This is a genomic window from Serratia sp. CY76391 (assembly GCF_052166695.1).
GTDB classification, from domain to species: Bacteria; Pseudomonadota; Gammaproteobacteria; order Enterobacterales; family Enterobacteriaceae; genus Serratia; species Serratia nematodiphila.
Genome location: NZ_JBJNOJ010000014.1, coordinates 141,788 through 161,809 on the forward strand (window position 1 = coordinate 141,788; position 20,022 = coordinate 161,809).

At 60.2% G+C, this 20,022-nt stretch carries 19 protein-coding genes and 1 pseudogene; 12 read left to right on the forward strand and 8 right to left on the reverse strand.

The features are described 5' to 3' along the window. The first annotated feature begins 122 nt into the window (after positions 1-122). The 4 genes from cbpA (at position 123) to envZ (ending at position 3,740) form a co-directional block, all read left to right on the forward strand. Positions 123-1,085: a curved DNA-binding protein gene (gene cbpA / locus ACJ8PN_RS22555; protein WP_016930380.1), complete on the forward strand. Its 963-nt coding sequence runs from the start codon at positions 123-125 to the stop codon at positions 1,083-1,085. A gap of 5 nt (positions 1,086-1,090) precedes the next feature. Continuing rightward, positions 1,091-1,396, forward strand: coding sequence for a chaperone modulator CbpM (locus ACJ8PN_RS22560; RefSeq protein ID WP_004930739.1), 306 nt, complete (start codon positions 1,091-1,093; stop codon positions 1,394-1,396). 257 nt (positions 1,397-1,653) lie between these two features. Continuing rightward, positions 1,654-2,373, forward strand: coding sequence for an osmolarity response regulator transcription factor OmpR (gene ompR, locus ACJ8PN_RS22565; RefSeq protein WP_004709363.1), 720 nt, complete (start codon positions 1,654-1,656; stop codon positions 2,371-2,373). Next, positions 2,370-3,740 (forward strand): two-component system sensor histidine kinase EnvZ, encoded by a 1,371-nt coding sequence (gene envZ, locus ACJ8PN_RS22570; RefSeq protein WP_031300055.1) that lies wholly within the window; start codon positions 2,370-2,372, stop codon positions 3,738-3,740. Before ompR ends, envZ begins: the two co-directional genes overlap by 4 nt. 32 nt (positions 3,741-3,772) lie before the next feature. Here the strand turns inward: envZ and ACJ8PN_RS22575 are convergent, their stop codons facing one another. From ACJ8PN_RS22575 to ACJ8PN_RS22605, 7 genes are all read right to left on the reverse strand, one after another. Then, entirely contained in the window at positions 3,773-4,252 is a 480-nt protein-coding gene (locus ACJ8PN_RS22575; protein WP_076741273.1) for a type II toxin-antitoxin system VapC family toxin, read from the reverse strand. Further along, positions 4,249-4,509: a FitA-like ribbon-helix-helix domain-containing protein gene (locus ACJ8PN_RS22580; protein ID WP_015379309.1), complete on the reverse strand. Its 261-nt coding sequence runs from the start codon at positions 4,507-4,509 to the stop codon at positions 4,249-4,251. Before ACJ8PN_RS22580 ends, ACJ8PN_RS22575 begins: the two co-directional genes overlap by 4 nt. Before the next feature lie 127 nt (positions 4,510-4,636). Continuing rightward, on the reverse strand, positions 4,637-6,256 hold the full coding sequence (gene pckA / locus ACJ8PN_RS22585) for a phosphoenolpyruvate carboxykinase (ATP) (protein ID WP_015379308.1): 1,620 nt from the start codon (positions 6,254-6,256) through the stop codon (positions 4,637-4,639). Between the two features lie 194 nt (positions 6,257-6,450). Then, complete coding sequence (hslO, locus tag ACJ8PN_RS22590; RefSeq protein ID WP_015379307.1) at positions 6,451-7,329, reverse strand: Hsp33 family molecular chaperone HslO; 879 nt, start codon at positions 7,327-7,329, stop codon at positions 6,451-6,453. Positions 7,330-7,354: 25 nt separating this feature from the next. Next, positions 7,355-7,762 carry a ribosome-associated heat shock protein Hsp15 gene (hslR, locus tag ACJ8PN_RS22595; protein WP_015379306.1) on the reverse strand — a complete coding sequence of 136 codons (408 nt, stop codon included), beginning with the start codon at positions 7,760-7,762 and terminating at the stop codon, positions 7,355-7,357. Beyond that, positions 7,759-8,439: a GMP/IMP nucleotidase gene (yrfG, locus tag ACJ8PN_RS22600; RefSeq protein WP_004930298.1), complete on the reverse strand. Its 681-nt coding sequence runs from the start codon at positions 8,437-8,439 to the stop codon at positions 7,759-7,761. Before yrfG ends, hslR begins: the two co-directional genes overlap by 4 nt. Before the next feature lie 98 nt (positions 8,440-8,537). After that, complete coding sequence (locus ACJ8PN_RS22605) at positions 8,538-10,673, reverse strand: intracellular growth attenuator family protein (protein ID WP_442535235.1); 2,136 nt, start codon at positions 10,671-10,673, stop codon at positions 8,538-8,540. Positions 10,674-11,118: 445 nt separating this feature from the next. Between ACJ8PN_RS22605 and nudE the strand changes: the two genes are divergently transcribed. Further along, entirely contained in the window at positions 11,119-11,673 is a 555-nt protein-coding gene (nudE, locus tag ACJ8PN_RS22610; RefSeq protein ID WP_015379304.1) for an ADP compounds hydrolase NudE, read from the forward strand. A gap of 51 nt (positions 11,674-11,724) precedes the next feature. On the opposite strand, the gene mrcA is transcribed toward nudE, so the two are convergent. Next, positions 11,725-14,283, reverse strand: coding sequence for a peptidoglycan glycosyltransferase/peptidoglycan DD-transpeptidase MrcA (gene mrcA, locus ACJ8PN_RS22615; protein WP_031300057.1), 2,559 nt, complete (start codon positions 14,281-14,283; stop codon positions 11,725-11,727). Between the two features lie 121 nt (positions 14,284-14,404). Here mrcA and pilM point away from each other — a divergent pair. The 7 genes and pseudogenes from pilM to aroB all read left to right on the forward strand — a co-directional run bounded on the left by pilM (position 14,405) and on the right by aroB (position 19,922). After that, positions 14,405-15,237: pseudogene (gene pilM, locus ACJ8PN_RS22620) on the forward strand (pilus assembly protein PilM). Next, a complete protein-coding gene (locus tag ACJ8PN_RS22625) occupies positions 15,237-15,776 on the forward strand; it encodes a PilN domain-containing protein (protein ID WP_351108978.1) in 540 nt (179 codons plus the stop codon). The pseudogene pilM and the gene ACJ8PN_RS22625 overlap by 1 nt, the downstream one beginning before the upstream one ends. Then, positions 15,769-16,263 (forward strand): hypothetical protein, encoded by a 495-nt coding sequence (locus tag ACJ8PN_RS22630; protein WP_351108975.1) that lies wholly within the window; start codon positions 15,769-15,771, stop codon positions 16,261-16,263. Before ACJ8PN_RS22625 ends, ACJ8PN_RS22630 begins: the two co-directional genes overlap by 8 nt. Beyond that, positions 16,256-16,615: a HofP DNA utilization family protein gene (locus tag ACJ8PN_RS22635; RefSeq protein WP_033645613.1), complete on the forward strand. Its 360-nt coding sequence runs from the start codon at positions 16,256-16,258 to the stop codon at positions 16,613-16,615. The genes ACJ8PN_RS22630 and ACJ8PN_RS22635 overlap by 8 nt, the downstream gene beginning before the upstream one ends. Continuing rightward, entirely contained in the window at positions 16,612-17,856 is a 1,245-nt protein-coding gene (gene hofQ, locus ACJ8PN_RS22640) for a DNA uptake porin HofQ (protein WP_351108971.1), read from the forward strand. The genes ACJ8PN_RS22635 and hofQ overlap by 4 nt, the downstream gene beginning before the upstream one ends. 349 nt (positions 17,857-18,205) lie before the next feature. Continuing rightward, positions 18,206-18,727 (forward strand): shikimate kinase AroK, encoded by a 522-nt coding sequence (aroK, locus tag ACJ8PN_RS22645; protein WP_004391482.1) that lies wholly within the window; start codon positions 18,206-18,208, stop codon positions 18,725-18,727. A gap of 106 nt (positions 18,728-18,833) precedes the next feature. Beyond that, positions 18,834-19,922 carry a 3-dehydroquinate synthase gene (gene aroB / locus ACJ8PN_RS22650; protein WP_342107754.1) on the forward strand — a complete coding sequence of 363 codons (1,089 nt, stop codon included), beginning with the start codon at positions 18,834-18,836 and terminating at the stop codon, positions 19,920-19,922. Positions 19,923-20,022: the final 100 nt, after the last annotated feature.

Here is a 20,022-nt window from a genome sequence, read left to right on the forward strand (position 1 = left end):
CAGCTTTTAACAATCGGGAGTATGCTTAGCGTAGCGGAAAAGGAATGTGACGAAAGGAGGATATCTGGCGAGAGAGACAAGGAATTTTGGCGCACAACCCAACACATTGAAGGTATTACCGCATGGAATTTAAAGATTACTACGCCACGATGGGCGTTGAGCCCAACGCCGATCTGAAAACCATCAAAACGGCCTACCGTCGGCTGGCGCGTAAATATCACCCTGACGTGAGCACTGAAGACGATGCCGAAAGCAAGTTCAAGGAAGTGGCCGAAGCCTATGAGGTGCTGAAGGACGAGGAGCGCCGCGCCGAGTACGATCAGATCCGGCTGCACCGCAACGATCCGAACTTTGGCCGCCAGGCGCGCGGCGATCACGGCGGCTATCAGCAGAGCGCTTCATGGCACGGCGGCGGCGCCGACGCGCAAGACTTCTCCGATTTCTTCGAAAGCATGTTCGGCGGGCGGGCGGCGGGCGGGCATCGCTCTGCTTCGCACTCGCACGGCGGGCATGGCTTCCGCGGCCAGGATCTGGAGATGGAGGTGCCGCTGTTCCTCGAGGAAACGCTGCATGGTCAAAGCCGCGAGATTTCCTACACGCTGCCGGTGTACGACGAACTGGGGCGGCAGGTAAGCGAGGCCAGCAAGACGCTGAACGTGAAAATTCCGGCCGGCGTGGGCGACGGCGAGCGCATTCGCCTCAAGGGGCAGGGCGTTGCCGGCGTGGGCGGCGGCCAGAACGGCGACCTGTATTTGGTCATCCGCCTTGCGCCGCATCCGCTGTTTGAGATAGACGGCCACAACCTGAGCATTGTGGCGCCGCTCGCTCCGTGGGAAGCGGCGCTCGGCGCCAGCATCGAGGTGCCGACGCTGACCGGCAAAATCGCGTTGACCGTGCCGGCCGGCAGCCAGAGCGGCAAACGGCTGCGGGTCAAGGGCAAAGGGCTGGCGGGCAAGAAAGAGCCCGGCGATCTGTATGTCATTCTCAAGGTGGTGATGCCGCCGAAGCCGAACGAGAAGGCCAGCGCCCTGTGGCGAGAACTGGCTGAACAGGCGGCGTTCAACCCGCGCGCGGAATGGGAGTAAAGCAGATGATGAAAAAAGAGATCACATTCACCGTGGTGGAACTGTGCCAGCGGGTGGAGATTTCAGAGGACGAGCTGGTCGAGATCGTCGGCCTGGGCGTTATCGTGCCGCTGGAGCCGGCGCAGCCGCGCTGGGAGTTTGATTATCCGGCGCTGAGCCATCTGCAGCGCGCACGCAGGCTGCGTGCCGAGCTGGATCTGGACTGGCCGGGGATCGCCATGGCGCTGACGTTGCTCGATCGGGTTGATGCGTTGCAGCAAGAGAACCGGCAGTTGCGCCGGCAGCTGGCGCGTTTCCTGCAGACTTCCTGATCCGACAGCTAAACGCCACCGGTCGGTTCGCCGGTGGCGAAATTGTGCAAAATTGGGCCGTCACCCCACATTGCGCCGATAAAGGGCGAAATTTTAACGAACCCCCGTCGACATTCACTGAAAATTGTTGATAAATGGGGAAAAGAATAAGCTTTGTAACAATTTCGTCTAGAATACATACCATTAAACGCTGTCTCAAATGGCAAGGTTTTCTAACAATATTCGAGTCAGGCAATAAAGCCTTTGGGAGTAATACCATGCAAGAGAATCATAAGATCCTGGTTGTCGATGATGACATGCGCCTGCGCGCGCTTTTAGAACGTTATTTAACCGAGCAGGGCTTCCAGGTTCGCAGCGTTGCCAACGCTGAGCAAATGGATCGCTTGCTGACTCGTGAATCCTTCCATTTGATGGTGCTCGATCTGATGTTGCCGGGCGAAGACGGCCTGTCCATCTGCCGCCGCCTGCGCAGCCAGAGCAACCCGATGCCAATCATTATGGTCACCGCCAAAGGCGAAGAGGTCGATCGCATCGTGGGGCTGGAAATCGGCGCCGACGACTACATTCCTAAACCGTTCAACCCGCGTGAGCTGTTGGCTCGTATCCGCGCGGTGCTGCGCCGTCAGGCGAACGAACTGCCGGGCGCGCCTTCGCAGGAAGAGGCGGTGATCGCGTTCGGCAAATTCAAACTGAACCTCGGCACCCGCGAGATGTTCCGCGAAGACGAACCGATGCCGTTGACCAGCGGCGAGTTCGCGGTACTGAAGGCGCTGGTCAGCCACCCGCGTGAACCGCTGTCGCGCGATAAGCTGATGAACCTGGCGCGTGGCCGCGAATACAGCGCCATGGAGCGTTCCATCGACGTGCAGATCTCTCGCCTGCGCCGCATGGTTGAAGAAGATCCGGCGCATCCGCGTTATATCCAGACCGTGTGGGGTCTCGGCTATGTCTTCGTACCGGACGGCAGCAAGGCATGAGGCGATTGCGCTTTTCACCGCGTAGCTCGTTTGCCCGAACCCTGTTGTTGATCGTCACCTTGCTGTTCGTCAGCCTGGTGACGACCTATCTGGTAGTGCTGAACTTCGCCATCCTGCCCAGCCTGCAGCAGTTCAACAAGGTATTGGCCTACGAAGTGCGTATGCTGATGACCGATCGGCTGCAACTGGAAGACGGCACGTTGCTGGAAGTGCCGCCGGCGTTCCGCCGTGAGATCTACCGCGAACTGGGCATCTCTCTCTACACCAACTCGGCGGCGGAGGAGAGCGGCCTGCGCTGGGCGCAGCACTACCAGTTCCTCAGCCAGCAGATGGCGCAGCAGCTCGGCGGGCCGACCGATGTGCGGGTGGAGGTGAACAAGAACTCCCCGGTGGTGTGGCTGAAAACCTGGCTGCAGCCCGATATCTGGGTGCGCGTGCCGCTGACGGAAATCCACCAGGGCGACTTCTCGCCGCTGTTCCGCTATACGCTGGCGATCATGCTGCTGGCGATCGGCGGCGCCTGGCTGTTTATTCGTATTCAAAACCGCCCGCTGGTGGAGCTGGAACATGCGGCGCTGCAGGTGGGCAAGGGCATTATTCCGCCGCCGCTGCGCGAGTATGGCGCTTCCGAAGTGCGGTCGGTGACTCGCGCATTCAATCAGATGGCGTCGGGCGTCAAGCAACTGGCGGATGACCGCACGTTGCTGATGGCCGGGGTCAGCCACGACCTGCGCACGCCGTTGACGCGCATCCGGCTGGCGACGGAGATGATGAGCGCCGAAGACGGCTATCTGGCCGAGTCGATCAATAAAGACATCGAAGAGTGCAACGCCATCATCGAGCAGTTCATCGATTATCTGCGCACCGGGCAGGAAATGCCGACCGAAAGCAGCGATCTGAACGCCATTTTAGGCGAAGTGGTCGCGGCCGAGAGCGGCTATGAGCGGGTGATTGAAACCGCGCTGTCGCCGGGCGAGCTGATGATGAATGTGCATCCGCTGTCGATTAAGCGGGCGGCGGTGAATATGGTGGTGAACGCGGCGCGTTACGGCAATGGCTGGATCAAGGTCAGCAGCGGCCGTGAGCTGCAGCGCGGTTGGTTCCAGGTGGAAGATGACGGACCGGGCATCAAGCCGGACGAGTTGAAGCACCTGTTGCAGCCGTTCGTACGCGGTGACAGCGCGCGCAGCACCAGCGGCACCGGGCTGGGGCTGGCGATCGTGCAGCGCATTATCGACGCGCATGACGGCGAACTGGATATCGGCACCAGCGAGCGCGGCGGGCTGTTGATCCGCGCGTATATTCCGTTGCCGATGGAGAAAAAAGAGTCGACCAACGGCCATCAAACGGCCAGGGAAAACGCCTGACCTCTGGTGTGGGCCGCGCCGCTGCGGCCCCGTCAGGACTTTCTGCTCATCACGTAGTATTCCGCCGCATCTTCATGCAACCGACGGCCGGTCGGCGCCTGCCACGGATCGATTAACTCGATGCCGCAGTGGAGGAAGTCTTTGGTATTGCGGGTGGCCAGGGTGGCGCCATAATGCAGGCAGGTGGCGGCGATTTGGGTATCCGGCATGCTGACGCCAATGCCTCGGCGGCGATTGGCGCCCATTAATTCCGCATGCTGCATCGCACAGCCGACGTCAAAGGGTAAGATTCTGTCTGAAAACTCTTCCTGCAGCATGTCGCCGAGGTTAGTTTGCAGTTCGAGCTGTTTCTTGCCGTGAGGCATGCAGGCGATGCCCGTATACAACTCCGCAACCACGATGGCGCTCAAATAGAACCGATACGTATCCTGCTCATCTAACCAGCGCAATACATTGTAGTGAGGCGCCGGTCGCAGCAATTCCGAAACGACGTTGGTATCCAGCACAATCATTTTTCATCATCTTCATCAAAGTTGACGATACGATGAGGGGCTTCATCACGTGGGGGGATCTCCAGCTCAACGCCGCCGAATTCGGCGAAGTACTGATGCATGCGTGTTCCTAACCCATAGCGCGGCGGCTTTTTCACCAGCGCCTGCTTCAGGATCATGCGCGCTTCCTCTTCCATGGAGTGGCCGTTTTTCGCCGCTGAAATACGCAGCAGTTCTTTGATTTCGTCGTCCAGATTTCTGACGGTGATAGTCGCCATTTAAACCTCCTTTGCTATCAATGATTGCATTGACTTATTTTCTCGTCTCGCTGGTCAAAAAGCAATCACGAAAAAATAAAAAAAGGCGCGGGATCCGCGCCTTAGCTGAAGAGGTAATGCTACCGAATTACAGCTTCGGGCCAGCGCTGACCAGCGCGGCGCCTGCAGGCGTGTCGGTGTATTTGTCGAAGTTGGTGATGAAGCGCTCGGCCAGATCCTGCGCTTTTTCCTGCCACTGCTCGAGGCTGGCGTAGGTATTGCGCGGATCGAGGATCTCCGGATTCACGCCCGGCAGCGCGGTCGGCATCGCCAGATCGAAGATCGGCAGAGTGACGGTTTCCGCCTTGTCGATCTCACCGCTCAGGATAGCGTCGATGATGCCGCGCGTATCTTTGATCGAGATGCGTTTGCCGGTGCCGTTCCAGCCGGTGTTGACCAGGTAAGCCTGGGCGCCGGCGGCCTGCATGCGTTTCACCAGCACTTCGGCGTACTGCGTCGGGTGCAGCGACAGGAACGCGGCACCGAAGCAGGCGGAGAAGGTTGGCGTCGGTTCGGTTACGCCGCGCTCGGTGCCGGCCAGTTTGGCGGTGAAGCCGGACAGGAAGTGGTACTGAGTCTGGTTGGCGGTCAGACGCGATACCGGCGGCAGCACGCCGAAGGCGTCGGCGGTCAGGAAGATCACCTTGGTGGCGTGACCCGCCTTGGACACCGGCTTGACGATGTTCTGGATATGATAGATCGGGTAAGAAACGCGGGTGTTTTCGGTTTTCGAACCGTCATTGAAATCGATGCTGCCGTCGGCCAGCACGGTGACGTTTTCCAGCAGCGCATCGCGTTTGATGGCGTGGTAGATGTCCGGCTCGGCTTCTTCAGACAGCTTGATGGTCTTGGCGTAGCAGCCGCCTTCGAAGTTGAACACGCCGTCGTCGTCCCAGCCGTGCTCGTCATCGCCGATCAACTGACGCTTAGGATCGGTGGAGAGGGTGGTCTTGCCGGTGCCGGACAGGCCGAAGAACACCGCCACGTCGCCTTTCTCGCCCACGTTGGCCGAGCAGTGCATCGAGGCGATGCCTTTCAGCGGCAGCAGGTAGTTCATCATCGAGAACATGCCTTTCTTCATTTCGCCGCCGTACCAGGTGCCGCCGATCAGCTGCATGCGCTCGGTCAGGTTGAAGGCGACGAAGTTCTCCGAGTTCAGGCCTTGCTGCTGCCAGTTCGGGTTGGTGCATTTGGCGCCGTTCATCACCACGAAGTCCGGTTCGAAGTCAGCCAGCTCTTCGTCGCTCGGGCGGATAAACATGTTTTTCACGAAGTGCGCCTGCCAGGCCACCTCGGTAATGAAGCGCACTTTCAGGCGCGAGTCGGCGTTAGCGCCGCAGAAGGTATCCACCACGAACAGGCGCTTGCCGGACAGTTGTTCGGTGACCAGGTGTTTCAGATCGGCCCACACTTCCGGGCTGAGGGGTTTGTTGTCGTTCTTGCCTTTGCCCTGATCGGCCCACCACACGGTATCGCGGGTGATGTCGTCGCGGACGATGTATTTGTCTTTCGGCGAACGGCCGGTGAAGATGCCGGTATCGACGGAGACGGCACCCAGCTTGGTGACTACCCCACGCTCAAAACCTTCCAGAGATGGGTCTGTTTCTTCCTTAAACAGCAGTTCATAGCTCGGGTTGTGAACGATTTCGCTAACGTCGTGAATGCCGTAAGCGGCCAGATCCTGAGGGGTTATACCTTTAACGCGCATGTTACTACTCCTTGGTCACAGAATTTCTGGCGGCAATTGTAGGGATCTAACGGTGCGTAACCGCGATGGGTATCAAATATTTAACGTTTTAGGCGGTATTTCGTTACGATCTGAGAGATAGCACACGGAAAAAAGCAAACGTGCAAACGGCGGGCGTTGGCGGGCGCCGGGCGCGCCCGCCGAAAGGGTGTAACTTAGTGCAACTGGTCGCTTTCGCCGGTGTTACCTGCATACAACGCGGCAACATCAACCGGGTCAAAGACATAGTGGCTGCCACAGTAGTCGCAGTGCATGTCGATATTGCCGTCCTGCTCCAGCATGTCCGCCACTTCGTCGGTCGGCAGGGTCAGCAGCGCGTCGGCGCAACGCTGGCGGGAACAGGTGCAGCGGAACTGCACGTCCTGCGGTTCGTACAAGGTGACCTCTTCCTGATGGTACAGGCGGTACAGCACTTCGTTGGCCGGCAGGCCGAACAGCTCTTCGCTTTTGACCGTGTTGGTCAGTTGCACCAGATGATCGAAATCATCGAGGTTGCCGTCCTGCGCCGGCAGCACCTGCAGCAGCATACCGGCCGCCGCGGCGTTGCCTTCCGCTTCGCCGGTGCGGATGAACAGGCGGGTTGGCAGCTGCTCGGACTGGCGGAAGTAGGCTTCCAGGCATTCGGCCAGGGTTTCACCTTCCAGGCCGACGACGCCCTGATAGCGCTCGCCTTCCGTCGGGGAAATGGTGATGACCATGACGCCGTTGCCGATCATCTGATGCAAGGTGCTGTCGTCGGCGATAGGCGCCTGGGTGCGCGCAACGCCGCGCATCTCCTGGCGGTTGTTGCCGTTGATCACTGCCAGCTTCAGCGGGCCGTCGCCTTGCAGCTGAACGGTGATGTCGCCGTCGAACTTCAGGGTGGCGGTCAACAGACTGGTGGCGACCAGCAGCTCGCCCAGCAGCTTTTGCACCGGCGCCGGGTAGTCGTGGTTATTCAGGATCTGCTGATAGGTTTCGCTGACGGTAACCAGCTCGCCGCGCACCGCGTAGTTTTCAAACAGGTAACGGTGCAATTGGTCATGGTTGGACATAATCTTCTCTCATTGCGGTGAGGGGTTATTCCGGCTCACCAAATTTAAATTTCATCAGGTCGCGCCGCTCCTTTTTGTCCGGACGACGATCCGGATGCGGCATGGTCAACGCGTTCATCTTGCGCGCCAGCGCCATTTTTTCGCGGTTGGCGATGCTGGCTTCGGTTTCCTGATACATTTGCTGCGCCTCGCCGGCGCCGCGGCGTTGGCTGGTCAGCGCCAGCACGATCACCGTACGTTCTTCGTTGCCCTGCCGCAGCTTGAGCTCGGCGTTAAGTTCGACAATCTTGCTCGGCTTGCCACGCTGGCCGTTGTAATGCACCTTGCCGCCGTCGATCATTTCGCGCGCCAGTGCGCGGGTCTTGTAGAAGCGTGCGGCCCACAGCCACTTATCCAGCCGGACCGCGTCGTCGCGCGTCGCTTTTTCCTTCATGCTTCCCCCTTGGCCAGCGCCGGTATCAGCAGGCGATAGTCGCGCATCGACGGATGGCGCTGGAAGCTTTTCTCCGCCGTGCTGGAGTCCGGGTTTTGCACGCCCAGGCAGTAACGAATGCCGAAAGTGCGCGCCGCGTCGAGGATCGGCTCGCCGTCGTCGACGAACAGCGTGCGCTGCGGGTTGAACCCGGTGTGCTGTTGCACCGCCTGCCACAGACGCTGATCTTCTTTCGGATAACCAAATGTGTGGGTGGAAAACAATAAATCAAGGTGCCGATCCAGACCGGTATGCTCGATTTTCACCGCCAGGCTGTGCGGATGGGCGTTGGTCAGCAAAATGGTTTGCAGGCCGGCGCCGCGCAGCGCCCGTAAAAATGGCTCGGTGTCCTCGCGCAGCCGGGCGCGGCTGCCCACTTCGCTGGTCATGCGGTAGATATCCAGATCCAACCGCTCGCTCCAGTAATCGAAGCAATACCAATTCATGGTGTGCTGCACCGCCTGATATTCCCGCTCAATAATATTGCGGGCTTCGTCAAACGGAATGGCGCGCCTTTCGCTCAGCGCTTGCGGCACCAGGCTGAGCCAAAAGTGACTGTCGAATTCCAGATCCAGCAAGGTGCCGTCCATATCCAGCAGCACGGTATCGATCTGCGGCCAATCAAACTCGGGAACCATAAAAACTCCACGGGCGAACCGACGGGCGGTCCGCAGATGAGAATAATAGCGTTAGCGTAGCATAAGCAGATGACAGGGCGGAGGCCCCGGCGTCAGGTTCAGGGCATCGGCCGCATCGACATCGGATTGAGCTGCGGGTTGAAGCAGCTGTCGTAGTAACGCTGGATATCGGCGACGCGGTGTTGATTGATGCGCCGACGCTGCACCAGCCGCCAGGCGTTATAGCCCAGGCTGACGACCACCGCCAGCAACAGCAGGCTGGTGCCGAGGTAACGCCACAGGGTGATCATGTCCGGTTCGCTGTGCAGCGCCACGTGGCGGGTGCCGTTGGCATCGACGCTGAGGCTGGTGATCACCCCTTGGGCCTGGAACGGGGTATGCAACAGCAGAGTGGAAAGGCGCTGCAGCTCATTCCACTGGTCGAGGGCGTTGTATTCGCTTTGCGGCACCGAGGATTGCGGGTGGCTGACCAGTTGGCGGCCTTCGTCGCTGCGGATCAGGAAACCGCCCGGTGGCGGGCTGTTGAGCGCCGCGGCGGCCAGGCGCGTTTCATTGAAGATGAACGATGACGTGGCCACTTTGGTCAGGCTTTCCAGCGACTCGGCGCTCACCGGGCGCAGCAGGACGTTGACGCCTTGCAGCGCGCCGGACCTGGCGCGTTTCATCAGGCCGCTCCAGTTTTTGGCGTTGCCCAGGTTGACCAAGGCGTTTTTTAACCGCACGCAGTCGTTTTCTGCCTGACATAAATCCTGCGTTTTCAAAACGATATCAGAGAAGTCATCCAACAGGATCATGCCGGATTTCTCGATGGCGCTGGCCAGCTGCGGGTTGACCTTCTGATCGGCGCCGCTTGGATGCAGCTGGCTGTTGACCGTGGCCAGCAGGGCCGTCGCTTTGTCTATGACTTCCGATTCCGGCTGCGGCAGCGGGGCGGCGTTGTTCCAATAGATGCCGGAGCAGTCGAACGGCGCAAAATTGACGGTGCCGCCACCGTTGGCCGGCGGCGGCACATAGCACATGCCGCTGCCGCGTACTTTCAGCGTGTCGCCGATGCGCAGCGGCGTGGCTTCCAGGGCCTGCACGCTGGTCACTTCCACTTTTTGCGCACCCTGCAGCCAGGCCATGCTGAGGGTCAGCGGCAGGTTGAGCGGGATATAGATCAACAGCAACAGCAGTACCAGCGCCGAACTGGCGACCAGCACCGCGTTGCGGCCCCACTGCTGCAGCGGGAAATTCTTCACTTCGTCATGCAGCGAGAGGAAGCGCCCCTGGCGCACTACCTGCCGATTGAGGTAGACGTCCACATCGGTGGTCTTGCCCAGATCCTGAGTCAGGTACGGCTGCCAATGCGGTGGGTAGATAAGATCGATGATGCCGAGCGAAATGTTGCTGATCTGCCCCTGATCGGACTCGCCGAACAGGCCCCAGCGCTTTGGCGTGCCGCGCAGGCAGTGGATCTCTTTCAGCTCACGCGACGCCGGACGGCGGAACAGGTTCCAGCATCCCCAGGCGATCATCAGCACCGCCACAAAAATCATCCAGGGGATAACCAGCACCGGGCTTATCAGGCTGAAGAACAGCAGCAGCAGTGCGGCGGAGATGATGACGGCTTCGCGGATGCCGTTCGGCCGGTTCAGCGCATGCTCTTCCTGCGTTTCCTTGCGAATATTGACCAGCTCGACATGCTCGCTCTCTTCCTTGCGGATGGACGCGTTTTTGGTCGGCGTGGCGGCCACCACCGGCGGCTGCGGCCGATCGTGAATGTGATCTTTCAGCGAGTGCCCGTTGAGCGAAATCACCAGCGGCAGCGTCTGGGTTCTGATCACTTCCACATGGTTGTCGGCGGTGATATAGGGTTCCCAAAACGGCGGCAGATGCACCTCTTCCGCGTCGAGGTAATAGCGCCATTTATTGGGATCGTCGCTGGCCAGCCCGTAGCGGGTGATGGCGTGCGTGACCGGATATACGTTATCGCTTTGCGGGGTGAGCGCCAGCTTGGCCGCGGGCAGCGTAGCACCGCCGCCGGGCAACAGTTTGTTGCTCAGTTTGTTTTGCTGACTGAGATAGAACTCGACCGCGGCGCGCTCTTCGTCGGTCAGCTTGCGGTGGGCAGGCTTGATAAACGGCAATGCGTGCGCCAGCGCCGACGGGTTGCGAGCCTTGAACCACAGGTACAGGCCGGCGGCAATCAGGCAGACAAGCACTAAGGCCAATATCAACACTATTGTGCTCATGCAATCCCCATCTCACACCCGTGAATTTCGCCAACCTGATGAAAAGCTGAATATTATACGGAGTAAACCGCCAGGAGGCACCCAGAACTAATGAGGGAACAAACAGATTCTCGCTCTGGATCTCATTCCTTCATGATGCAAGGCCATTTTATCACTGATTCTTGCCTGCGTGATACTAGCAACCGGCCTCTGTCGTCGATATCGGTATTATCCTATTTTCTTGCGCGCTGTTTGCTGAATCAGTACGGAAAATCGCCGGCCGCTGGCTACGCTTGTTAAAAGAAAGTAAATTACTGTGCATGCGCGTTGCGGCAGAGCTTGCCCTTAACGCACAATGTGATCAGGATCGAATTTGGTCAGCGTTTGAGCGCCAACGAGCCGTGCGTTACGCCAATCATTTTTTCGGTTGCCCCGTCCGCGCCTGGGTAACCTCTTTGAGGCAATCATGGATAAACACCTGCAAAAACCTAAAATTCTGAAAGTGGAAACGGTCGCGCGTTCGCGTTTGTTTAACGTCGAGTCGGTCGATTTGGAATTCAGCAACGGTGTTCGGCGGGTGTATGAGCGCATGCGGCCTTCGGATCGCGAAGCGGTGATGATCGTGCCGGTGATTGGCGATGACCTGCTGCTGATCCGCGAATATGCGGTCGGCACCGAATCCTATGAGCTGGGGTTCCCGAAAGGGCTGATCGATCCCGGTGAAGGGGTGCTGGAGGCGGCCAACCGCGAGCTGATGGAAGAGGTGGGGTACGGCGCGAAACGCTTTGATTTTCTCAGTAAGCTGACGATGGCGCCGTCCTACTTTTCCAGCAAAATGAATATCGTGCTGGCGCACGATCTCTATCCGCAGAGCCTGGAAGGGGATGAGCCGGAGCCCTTGCCGCAGGTGCGCTGGCCGATCGCCAACATGATGGCGCTGCTGGCGGAACCGGATTTCCGTGAGGCGCGCAACGTCAGCGCGCTGTTCCTTTCCGAGGCATTTTTGCGCGCGTCGCGCTGATACGCTTCACGCCGAATAAAAAAAGGGCCAGATTTCTCTGGCCCTTTTCGATCAGAACAGCTCGTGGCTTTCGCCGCCCGGATCGGTCAACGTGGTGCCGGTATCGCGCGATGGGTAGTCCGTCGGCTGCGTTCCTTCGATGAAGTATTCGGAACGGCTGCCGCCGCCACCGCCTGAGAGCTTGCCGCTGCTCTTGTCGATGGTGACGCTGATGATGCCCGGCGGCGGCGTGACTTTCTGCTCTGGGATGCCTTCCAGCGCGGTTTTCATAAAGTCGTCCCACGCCGGCTGGGCGCTCTTGGCACCGCCTTCACCGCCGGAAATCTGATCCGGGATAGCGCCGGATACCGTCGAACGGCCCAGGTCGCGGCGGTGATCGTCGAAACCGATCCACACCGAGGTCACGGTATCCGGGCCATAGCCGGAGAACCAGGCGTCCTTGGAACTGTTGGTGGTACCGGTTTTGCCGCCGATATCATGACGTTTCAGATCGCGGCCGGCGCGCCAGGCGGTACCCATCCAACCCGGTTCGCCGAAGATGTTGCTGTTCAGCGCGTCGTGAATCAGGAAGGCCAGCTGTGTGCTGATGACGTGCGGCGCATACTGTTGGTCGCCGTCCTGCTGTACCTGAGCCGGGGTGACTTGCTCCAGCTGAGGCATCGGCACCGTGCTGTTGTTGCCTTCCTGCGAGGTGGCGACGTTTTCGATGTTGTCGTCGGACAGCACCGCCGAACGGTGGGTATCGCCGTAGATCACCGGCAGGTTACAGCTGCCGCACACCACTTTCGGTTTGGCTTCGAACACCGTATTGCCGTTATCGTCTTCAATTTTGGTGATGAAGTACGGATCGACCAGGTAACCGCCGTTCGCCAGCACCGCGTAGCCGCGCACCAGCTGCATCGGGGTGAAGGAGGCGGACCCCAGCGCCAGCGATTCGGTATGCACGATATTTTGCGCCGGGAAGCCGAAGCGCTGCAGATATTCCGCCGCGTAATCGACGCCCATCGCGCGCATCGCGCGCACCATCACCACGTTCTTCGATTGCCCCAACCCCTGTCGCAGGCGAATCGGGCCGTCGTAGGTCGGCGGCGAGTTCTTCGGCCGCCAGTCGGTGCCGGCGCCGGCATCCCAACGGGTAATCGGCAAGTCATTCAGAATGGTGGCCAGCGTCAGGCCTTTATCCATCGCGGCGGTGTACAGGAACGGTTTGATGTTCGAGCCCACCTGACGCAGGGCCTGCGTGACGCGGTTGAACTTGCTCTGATTAAAGTCGAAGCCGCCAACCAGCGCTTTCACCGCGCCGTCGTTCGGGTTGATAGAGACCAGCGCCGAGTTGACGTCCGGCACCTGCGACAGCCACCAGGCTTCGTTCACTTTACGCACCCACACTTGCTGGCCGGCCTGCACTACGTCGGTGACGCGTTTCGGCGTTGGGCCTTGCTGAGTGTCCGAACGGTATGGGCGTGCCCAGCGCATGGTCGCCATCGGCAGGGCAATACTGCTGCCGTCGGCCAGCATCGCCGTCGCTTCCTGCGGGTTGGCGGCGGTGATCACCGCCGGCGCCAGCGGGCCGTAGTTCGGCAGGTTTTTCAGCGAATCGACAATCTGTTTGCGATCCCAGGCCGCTTCGCCGACTTTCCACAACACGTTGGATGGGCCGCGGTAACCGTGGCGCATGTCATAGGCCAGCACGTTGTTGCGTACCGACTCCTGCGCCGCCAGCTGCAGCCGTTTGGTGACGGTGGTGTAAACCTTGTAACCATCGGTATAGGCGTTTTCACCGTAACGCTTGATCATCTCCTGACGCACCATCTCGGAGAGATACGGCGCGGAGAAGCTGATTTCCGGCGCATGGTAATTGGCGACCAGGTCTTCGGAGCGCGCCTGATCGTACTGCGCCTGCGTGATGTAGTGTTCGTCCAGCATGCGCGACAGCACCACGTTGCGACGGGCAACGGCGCGATCGTGCGAATAGAGCGGGTTGAAGGTGGACGGCGCTTTCGGCAGGCCGGCGATGGTCGCCATTTCGCTCAGGGTCAGCTGGCTGACGTCTTTGCCGAAATAGACCTGCGCGGCGGCGCCCACGCCGTAGGCGCGGTAACCCAGATAGATCTTGTTCAGATACAGCTCAAGGATTTCATCCTTGGTGAGCATCTGCTCGATGCGCACCGCCAGGAAGGCTTCCTTGATTTTACGCATCAGGGTGCGTTCCGGGCTTAAGAAGAAGTTACGCGCCAGCTGTTGGGTAATGGTACTGGCCCCCTGCGAAGCGTGGCCGGAGACCAACGCGATGGAGGCGGCGCGGAAGATGCCGACCGGATCGACGCCATGGTGATCATAGAAGCGGCTGTCTTCGGTGGCGATGAATGCGTGCACCATCACCGGCGGAATTTGATCCAGTTTCAGCGGAATGCGGCGTTTCTCGCCGTATTGGGCGATCAGTTCGCCATCGGCGCTGTAGACCTGCATCGGTATCTGCAGCCGCACATCTTTCAGCGTTGCGACGTCGGGCAGCTGCGGCTCGACATATTTGTACAAGCCGAAAATCGAGGCTGCTCCCAGCACGATGCAACATACTGCAAGGATTAGTAAATACTTTACGAACTTCACCTGAGATTTCCCATTTCTAAGTCATTTGGGCAGTTTATAAACAACCGCGCGGTAGTATAAAGGCAAGCCTGCGACATGGATATGTTCTTTTATCATCTGATGTTATGGAGGCTTGCGAAACATGTTCCCTCAAGCATGGCAGGTGGGGCTGGATATACAAATCGACTGCGTGCGGGCGGTGGCGGCCCAACGGCGTCGCAACGGCTGGCAGTTGCGCCACTGGTGGCAGCAGGCGCTGCCGCAGGCGGTTTTACGCGATGGCTGTCTGGAACCTTCCGAATTTCTTATCCGGGCGCTGCGGCAATGGCGCGTCCAACTGCCGCGACATATTTCCTTACGCATTGCCCTGCCGGCGCAGCGTGTGTTGCAGCAACGCATGGCGCAGCCGGACGCGCGGCTGCGCGAGCCGGAACGCAGCGACTATATCGGCGGCCACGGTGTGAAGCAGTTTCCGCTCGACGGCCAGACGCTGGCGCTCGACTATCGCACCGCGCCGGCGGATGAGGCGGCGCTGTTGCTGACCGCCGCGCGGCGGCAGGAGCTGCAGCAGTGGCTGCATTGTCTGCGTCAGGCTGGCCTGCATCCGCAAGCGGTCGATATCACCCCCTGCGCGCTGCGGATGATGGCGACGGCGGCAGGCGTGCCGCCCGCTGCGGGGCTGATGCACCGTCTCGAACGAGAATGGCTGTGGGTAGCGCCGGCCGATGGCGCGTTCGCCTTTGGTCTGGCGCCGGGCGACGATGACGCGCAGGCGCTGCGGGCGCTGCAAGCCCAGATGCCGGCGGGCGACGATCGGCCGATCTATGCCGGCAGCGTGCTGGCAGGTGCCTTGCCCGCCGGTTGCCTTGCCTGGTCGCCGCTCAGCGCCTTCACGCAGCTGCGTCCGCCGTTGCCTGGCATCCTTCGGCGTTCGCGTTGGCCGGTGGCCTGGCGCTGCGCGAGGAGGATCGCTGATGTATCAGGTCAACTTTCTGCCCTGGCGACAACGCCGCGAGCGGCGACGTGGCTATTTCTGGTTGGGCGTGCTGCTGTTGCAGCTAACGGCACTGCTGCTGGCGCTGTTCCTGGTCGCCGGCCAGTTGCGTCACCAACAGGCGCAGCGGCATGCGCGGCTGGCGATGCTGGGTGAAGAGCTGGCGGCACTGACGTTGCTCGCCCGTCAGCAACAGCAAGAGCGGGCGCAGCGGGCGCTGCACCGCGCCCGCGCCGAACGGCAGGCGAGCAACGCCCAACATAACCGGCGTTATTTTCAGCTGCTGCAGCAATTGTCCTCCAGCATTCCTCCACCGCTGTGGCTCACGGCGATGGAGAGTGATGCGGTGAACGGCCTGCGGCTGCGTGGATTAAGCCGCTCTCCTGCGGCCATCACGCAGTTCGAACGGCGGCTGGCGGGGATGCCTGCGTTGCCGCGGTTGCGTTTGGCTGAGGTGGCGCAACGCGACGACGGCCTGTACACCTTTCATCTGGCGGCGCAGTGGGGGCGTGATGGATAACCGTTTGTCATCCGGGCTGCGTCTCTGGCTGAGCTTGCCGGGCTGGCTATTGCTGCTGTCACAAGGGTTGGGTATCGGCACGTTGGCGCTGTTGGGCGGCGGCTGGATGCTGCAAGACGAATGGCGTCAGCGGGAAAGCGCGGCGGAGCGGCAACAGCGTCTGTTGCAACAGATCGCCATGGTGCAACGCCAACTGGACGAGGTGCCGGAAACCGCTATCCCGGCGGCGCCGCTACCTCCGTCCACCACCGGCGATCTGGCGAGCGTGCTGCAACGGGCGGGAGGCGCGTTGTTGCGCTGGCAGCGGCAGGAAAAACCGCCGCGGCAAACGCTGAGCTTGCGCATTGACTACGCCGGTTTGCTGGCGCTGCTGGAGACGCTGCCCACCGATTTACGCCTTGAGCAGCTGAGCGTGGAGACGCCGTCCCTTGGCATGACGGCGCGGTTGGTTTTGCAGGATGCCACCGAGGAGCAGCCCAATGAGTAAAAGACCCGGCCGTTGGTGGTGGTTGTTATGGCCATGGGCATTGTGCGCTGAGCCGCGCGACCCGTTTGCGCCGCTGCCGATGCCTGCTTGTGCCCAAACGGAGGCGTCGCCGGCGGGCTGGCGACTGAAAGGCGTCATCGGGCAACCGACGCTGCGCTATGGCTGGGTGGTGACGCCGGCGGGGCAATGGTTGCGCCTGCGGCCGCAGCAACGGGTGCTGGCCGAGCGCTGGCAGGTGACGCAGGTGCAGGCACGTAGCCTGACGTTAACGGCGCTGACGGCCGAACCAGATTGCCCGGCGAGCCAGGGCGACGTCTCGCTGATGATGGACAACAAGGATGGCAAACCATGAAAGGATGTGCTGGATTGGGCTTGGCGCTGTGGTGCCTGGCGCTTGGCACCGCGCAGGCGCAGGATAAGCAGCGGGTTTCCCTGGAATTTCAGGATGCGCCGGTCACGGTCATCCTGCAGGCGTTGGCGGATTATCGGCAGATGAACCTGATCGCCGCGCCCGGCGTGAGCGGCAACCTGACGCTGCGGCTGGAGAATGTGCCCTGGCCGCAGGCGCTGGCGTTGACCCTGCGCATGGGCAAACTGGCGATGACGCGGGAAGGCAACGTGATACTGATCTCGCCGGAGCCGGACGCACAGGAAAAAAGGCAGCAGCGAGAGGCGTTGGCGCAGCGGCAACCGCTGCACAGCCTGACCTTGACGTTACAGAACGGCGATGCGGCGGAAATTGCCGAAAGCCTCAATGCCCAACGTGGTGCGTTGCTGAGCGAGCGTGGCAGCGTGTTGGCGGATAAACGCACCAATACGCTGCTGCTGCGCGACACCACGCCAATCCTGACGCAGTTGAAAAAGCGGGTAACGGAAATGGACGCGCCGCTGGCGCAGGTGCAACTGGCGGCGCATATCGTGACCATCAACCGCGAAAGCCTGCGTGAGCTTGGCGTGCGTTGGGGGTTGGCGCCCGACGACAGGCCGGCGCGGCCGTTGCGGCCGGGCAATGTCGGTGTCAACCTGCCGCTGGAGCGCAGCGCGGTGAACGCCGGTTTCCATCTGGCGCGCATCAGCGGGCGTTTGCTGAGCCTGGAGCTGACGGCGCTGGAGCAGGAGAATCAGGTGGAGATCATCGCCAGTCCACGCCTGCTGACGGCGCACCTGCAAACCGCCAGTATCAAGCAGGGAACCGAGATCCCTTACGAAGTGTCAAGCGGCGCCAGCGGTGCGACTGCCATCGAGTTCAAAGAGGCGGTGCTGGGCATGGAGGTGACACCGAAAGTGTTGCCGGACGGGCGCATCACGCTGACGCTGCACATCAGCCAAAATATGCCGGGGCGCGCTATCAGCCGCGGGGCGGGTGAGGCACTGACCATCGATAAACAGGAGATTAAGACGCAGATCACGGTGAAAAACGGTGAAACCCTGGTGCTCGGCGGTATTTTTCAACGGCATAGCGGCAAGACGGCGGACAAGGTGCCGGGGTTGGGGGATGTGCCGTTATTGGGAGGCTTGTTCCGACAAAGCGGCGCACAACAGAAAAAACGCGAGCTGGTGATCTTCATTACGCCGACTCTGATTAAGGGATAAGCGGCGGCCTGTCGGCCGGGCGGCAAATCTCCTAAAGTTGATGAGCAGATACACTTTTTTATCTCCTTGGGGGGATCTGCGTTTGACGCTGCGGCCGATTTAGCTTACAAGGGTTACCGAATTGAGCACCGAGGTTTTTTGTTAGCGTCAAGACGCCGTTAAAAACATATGGTTTCCCTCCCGCGGCGTGGATTGCGATTTATTCGGTTGCCAAACTACCAAGAGTGTTGAGATAATTTTTCGTCTGATCTCGCACTATCGCTCATGAGGTTTCAGTTTAGGTCCCGCCGCTGATTTGATTGGCGGGGCGGGTTAACATTAACGAATTGTCTTAGTAATACCGAAAAACATGGCAGAGAAACGCAATATCTTTCTGGTTGGGCCTATGGGTGCCGGCAAAAGCACTATTGGCCGTCAGTTAGCTCAGCAACTCAATATGGAGTTCTTCGACTCCGATCAAGAAATTGAGCGACGTACCGGAGCTGACGTGGGCTGGGTATTCGACGTGGAAGGGGAAGAAGGTTTCCGCGATCGTGAAGAAAAAGTCATTAATGAACTGACGGAAAAACAAGGGATTGTGTTGGCGACCGGCGGCGGTTCGGTGAAGTCGCGCGAAACGCGCAACCGTCTGTCCGCGCGCGGTGTGGTGGTCTATCTGGAAACCACGATCGAGAAGCAGCTTGCTCGTACCCAGCGTGATAAAAAACGCCCGCTGCTGCAGGTCGATTCTCCGCCGCGTGAAGTGCTGGAAGCCTTGGCGAAAGAGCGCAATCCGTTGTATGAAGAGATTGCCGATGTCACCATCCGCACCGACGATCAGAGCGCTAAAGTGGTTGCCAACCAGATCATCAACATGCTGGAAAGCAACTGATTGCCGCTTTCCGCGTTCGCCGTCGGCCAATGCGGAAAACTGATTTGTGTTCCCCGCCGCAGCGGGGATCAACCACCGCCGCACCATACAGAGAACTGAGCGCGACATGGAGAGAATTACTGTAACGCTTGGGGAGCGCAGCTACCCGATTACCATCGCCGCCGGATTGTTTAACGATCCGGCTTCTTTTATGCCGTTGAAGGCGGGTGAGCAAGCGATGTTGGTCACCAACCAGACCCTGGCGCCGCTTTATCTTGAGCGTGTCCGGCAGGTGTTGGAGCAGGGCGGCGTCGTGGTGGATCAGGTGATCCTTCCCGATGGTGAGCAGTACAAATCTCTGGCGGTGTTGGAGCAGGTGTTTTCGGCGCTGCTGGAAAAACCGCACGGGCGTGATACCACGCTGATCGCCCTCGGCGGCGGCGTTGTCGGAGATCTGACCGGCTTTGCCGCCGCGTGCTACCAACGCGGCGTGCGCTTTATTCAGGTTCCCACCACGCTGTTGTCGCAGGTGGACTCTTCCGTGGGCGGCAAGACCGCCGTCAACCACCCGCTCGGCAAAAACATGATCGGCGCTTTCTATCAACCCGCTTCGGTGGTGGTTGATCTGGATTGCCTGAAAACCTTGCCGACGCGTGAACTCTCTTCCGGCCTGGCAGAAGTCATCAAATACGGGATCATCCTCGATCGCGAGTTCTTCGTCTGGTTGGAAAACAACATCGATGCGCTGATGGCGCTGGATATGCAGGCGTTGGCCTACTGTATCCGCCGCTGCTGTGAGCTCAAGGCCGAGGTGGTGGCCGCCGACGAACGCGAAAGCGGCCTGCGTGCCTTGCTGAATCTGGGCCATACTTACGGCCACGCCATCGAAGCCGAAATGGGCTACGGCGTATGGCTGCACGGCGAAGCGGTGGCTGCCGGCATGGTGATGGCGGCGGAAACCGCGCACCGTCTCGGCCAGTTCTCCGTTGAAGATATCGAACGCATCAAAACGCTGCTGCTGCGCGCCGGCTTGCCGGTCTGCGGGCCGCAGGAAATGACGCCGGAATCCTATCTGCCGCACATGCTGCGCGACAAGAAAGTGCTGGCGGGTGAACTGCGCCTGGTGCTGCCGACCGCGATCGGGGCGGCGGAAGTGCGCGGCGGCGTAGGGCATGAGCTGGTGTTGGCGTCGATCGCCGCCTGCCTGCCTGCCTGAGCAGACGCGTAATTAAATCGGACTAAGTAACAGTGGCTTAGCCGCCATTTGCATCTATATTAATACAGTGAGCAGAGCATGACGGGTGTCGCTTTGCCAT

Coding starts and splice junctions, on each gene's coding strand:
- cbpA (WP_016930380.1), top strand. CDS start 123: ATGGAATTTAAAGATTACTACGCCACGATGGGCGTTGAGCCCAACGCC.
- ACJ8PN_RS22560 (WP_004930739.1), top strand. CDS start 1,091: ATGATGAAAAAAGAGATCACATTCACCGTGGTGGAACTGTGCCAGCGG.
- ompR (WP_004709363.1), top strand. CDS start 1,654: ATGCAAGAGAATCATAAGATCCTGGTTGTCGATGATGACATGCGCCTG.
- envZ (WP_031300055.1), top strand. CDS start 2,370: ATGAGGCGATTGCGCTTTTCACCGCGTAGCTCGTTTGCCCGAACCCTG.
- ACJ8PN_RS22575 (WP_076741273.1), bottom strand. CDS start 4,252: ATGATTGTGCTGGATACCAACGTCGTTTCGGAATTGCTGCGACCGGCG.
- ACJ8PN_RS22580 (WP_015379309.1), bottom strand. CDS start 4,509: ATGGCGACTATCACCGTCAGAAATCTGGACGACGAAATCAAAGAACTG.
- pckA (WP_015379308.1), bottom strand. CDS start 6,256: ATGCGCGTTAAAGGTATAACCCCTCAGGATCTGGCCGCTTACGGCATT.
- hslO (WP_015379307.1), bottom strand. CDS start 7,329: ATGTCCAACCATGACCAATTGCACCGTTACCTGTTTGAAAACTACGCG.
- hslR (WP_015379306.1), bottom strand. CDS start 7,762: ATGAAGGAAAAAGCGACGCGCGACGACGCGGTCCGGCTGGATAAGTGG.
- yrfG (WP_004930298.1), bottom strand. CDS start 8,439: ATGGTTCCCGAGTTTGATTGGCCGCAGATCGATACCGTGCTGCTGGAT.
- ACJ8PN_RS22605 (WP_442535235.1), bottom strand. CDS start 10,673: ATGAGCACAATAGTGTTGATATTGGCCTTAGTGCTTGTCTGCCTGATT.
- nudE (WP_015379304.1), top strand. CDS start 11,119: ATGGATAAACACCTGCAAAAACCTAAAATTCTGAAAGTGGAAACGGTC.
- ACJ8PN_RS22625 (WP_351108978.1), top strand. CDS start 15,237: ATGTATCAGGTCAACTTTCTGCCCTGGCGACAACGCCGCGAGCGGCGA.
- ACJ8PN_RS22630 (WP_351108975.1), top strand. CDS start 15,769: ATGGATAACCGTTTGTCATCCGGGCTGCGTCTCTGGCTGAGCTTGCCG.
- ACJ8PN_RS22635 (WP_033645613.1), top strand. CDS start 16,256: ATGAGTAAAAGACCCGGCCGTTGGTGGTGGTTGTTATGGCCATGGGCA.
- hofQ (WP_351108971.1), top strand. CDS start 16,612: ATGAAAGGATGTGCTGGATTGGGCTTGGCGCTGTGGTGCCTGGCGCTT.
- aroK (WP_004391482.1), top strand. CDS start 18,206: ATGGCAGAGAAACGCAATATCTTTCTGGTTGGGCCTATGGGTGCCGGC.
- aroB (WP_342107754.1), top strand. CDS start 18,834: ATGGAGAGAATTACTGTAACGCTTGGGGAGCGCAGCTACCCGATTACC.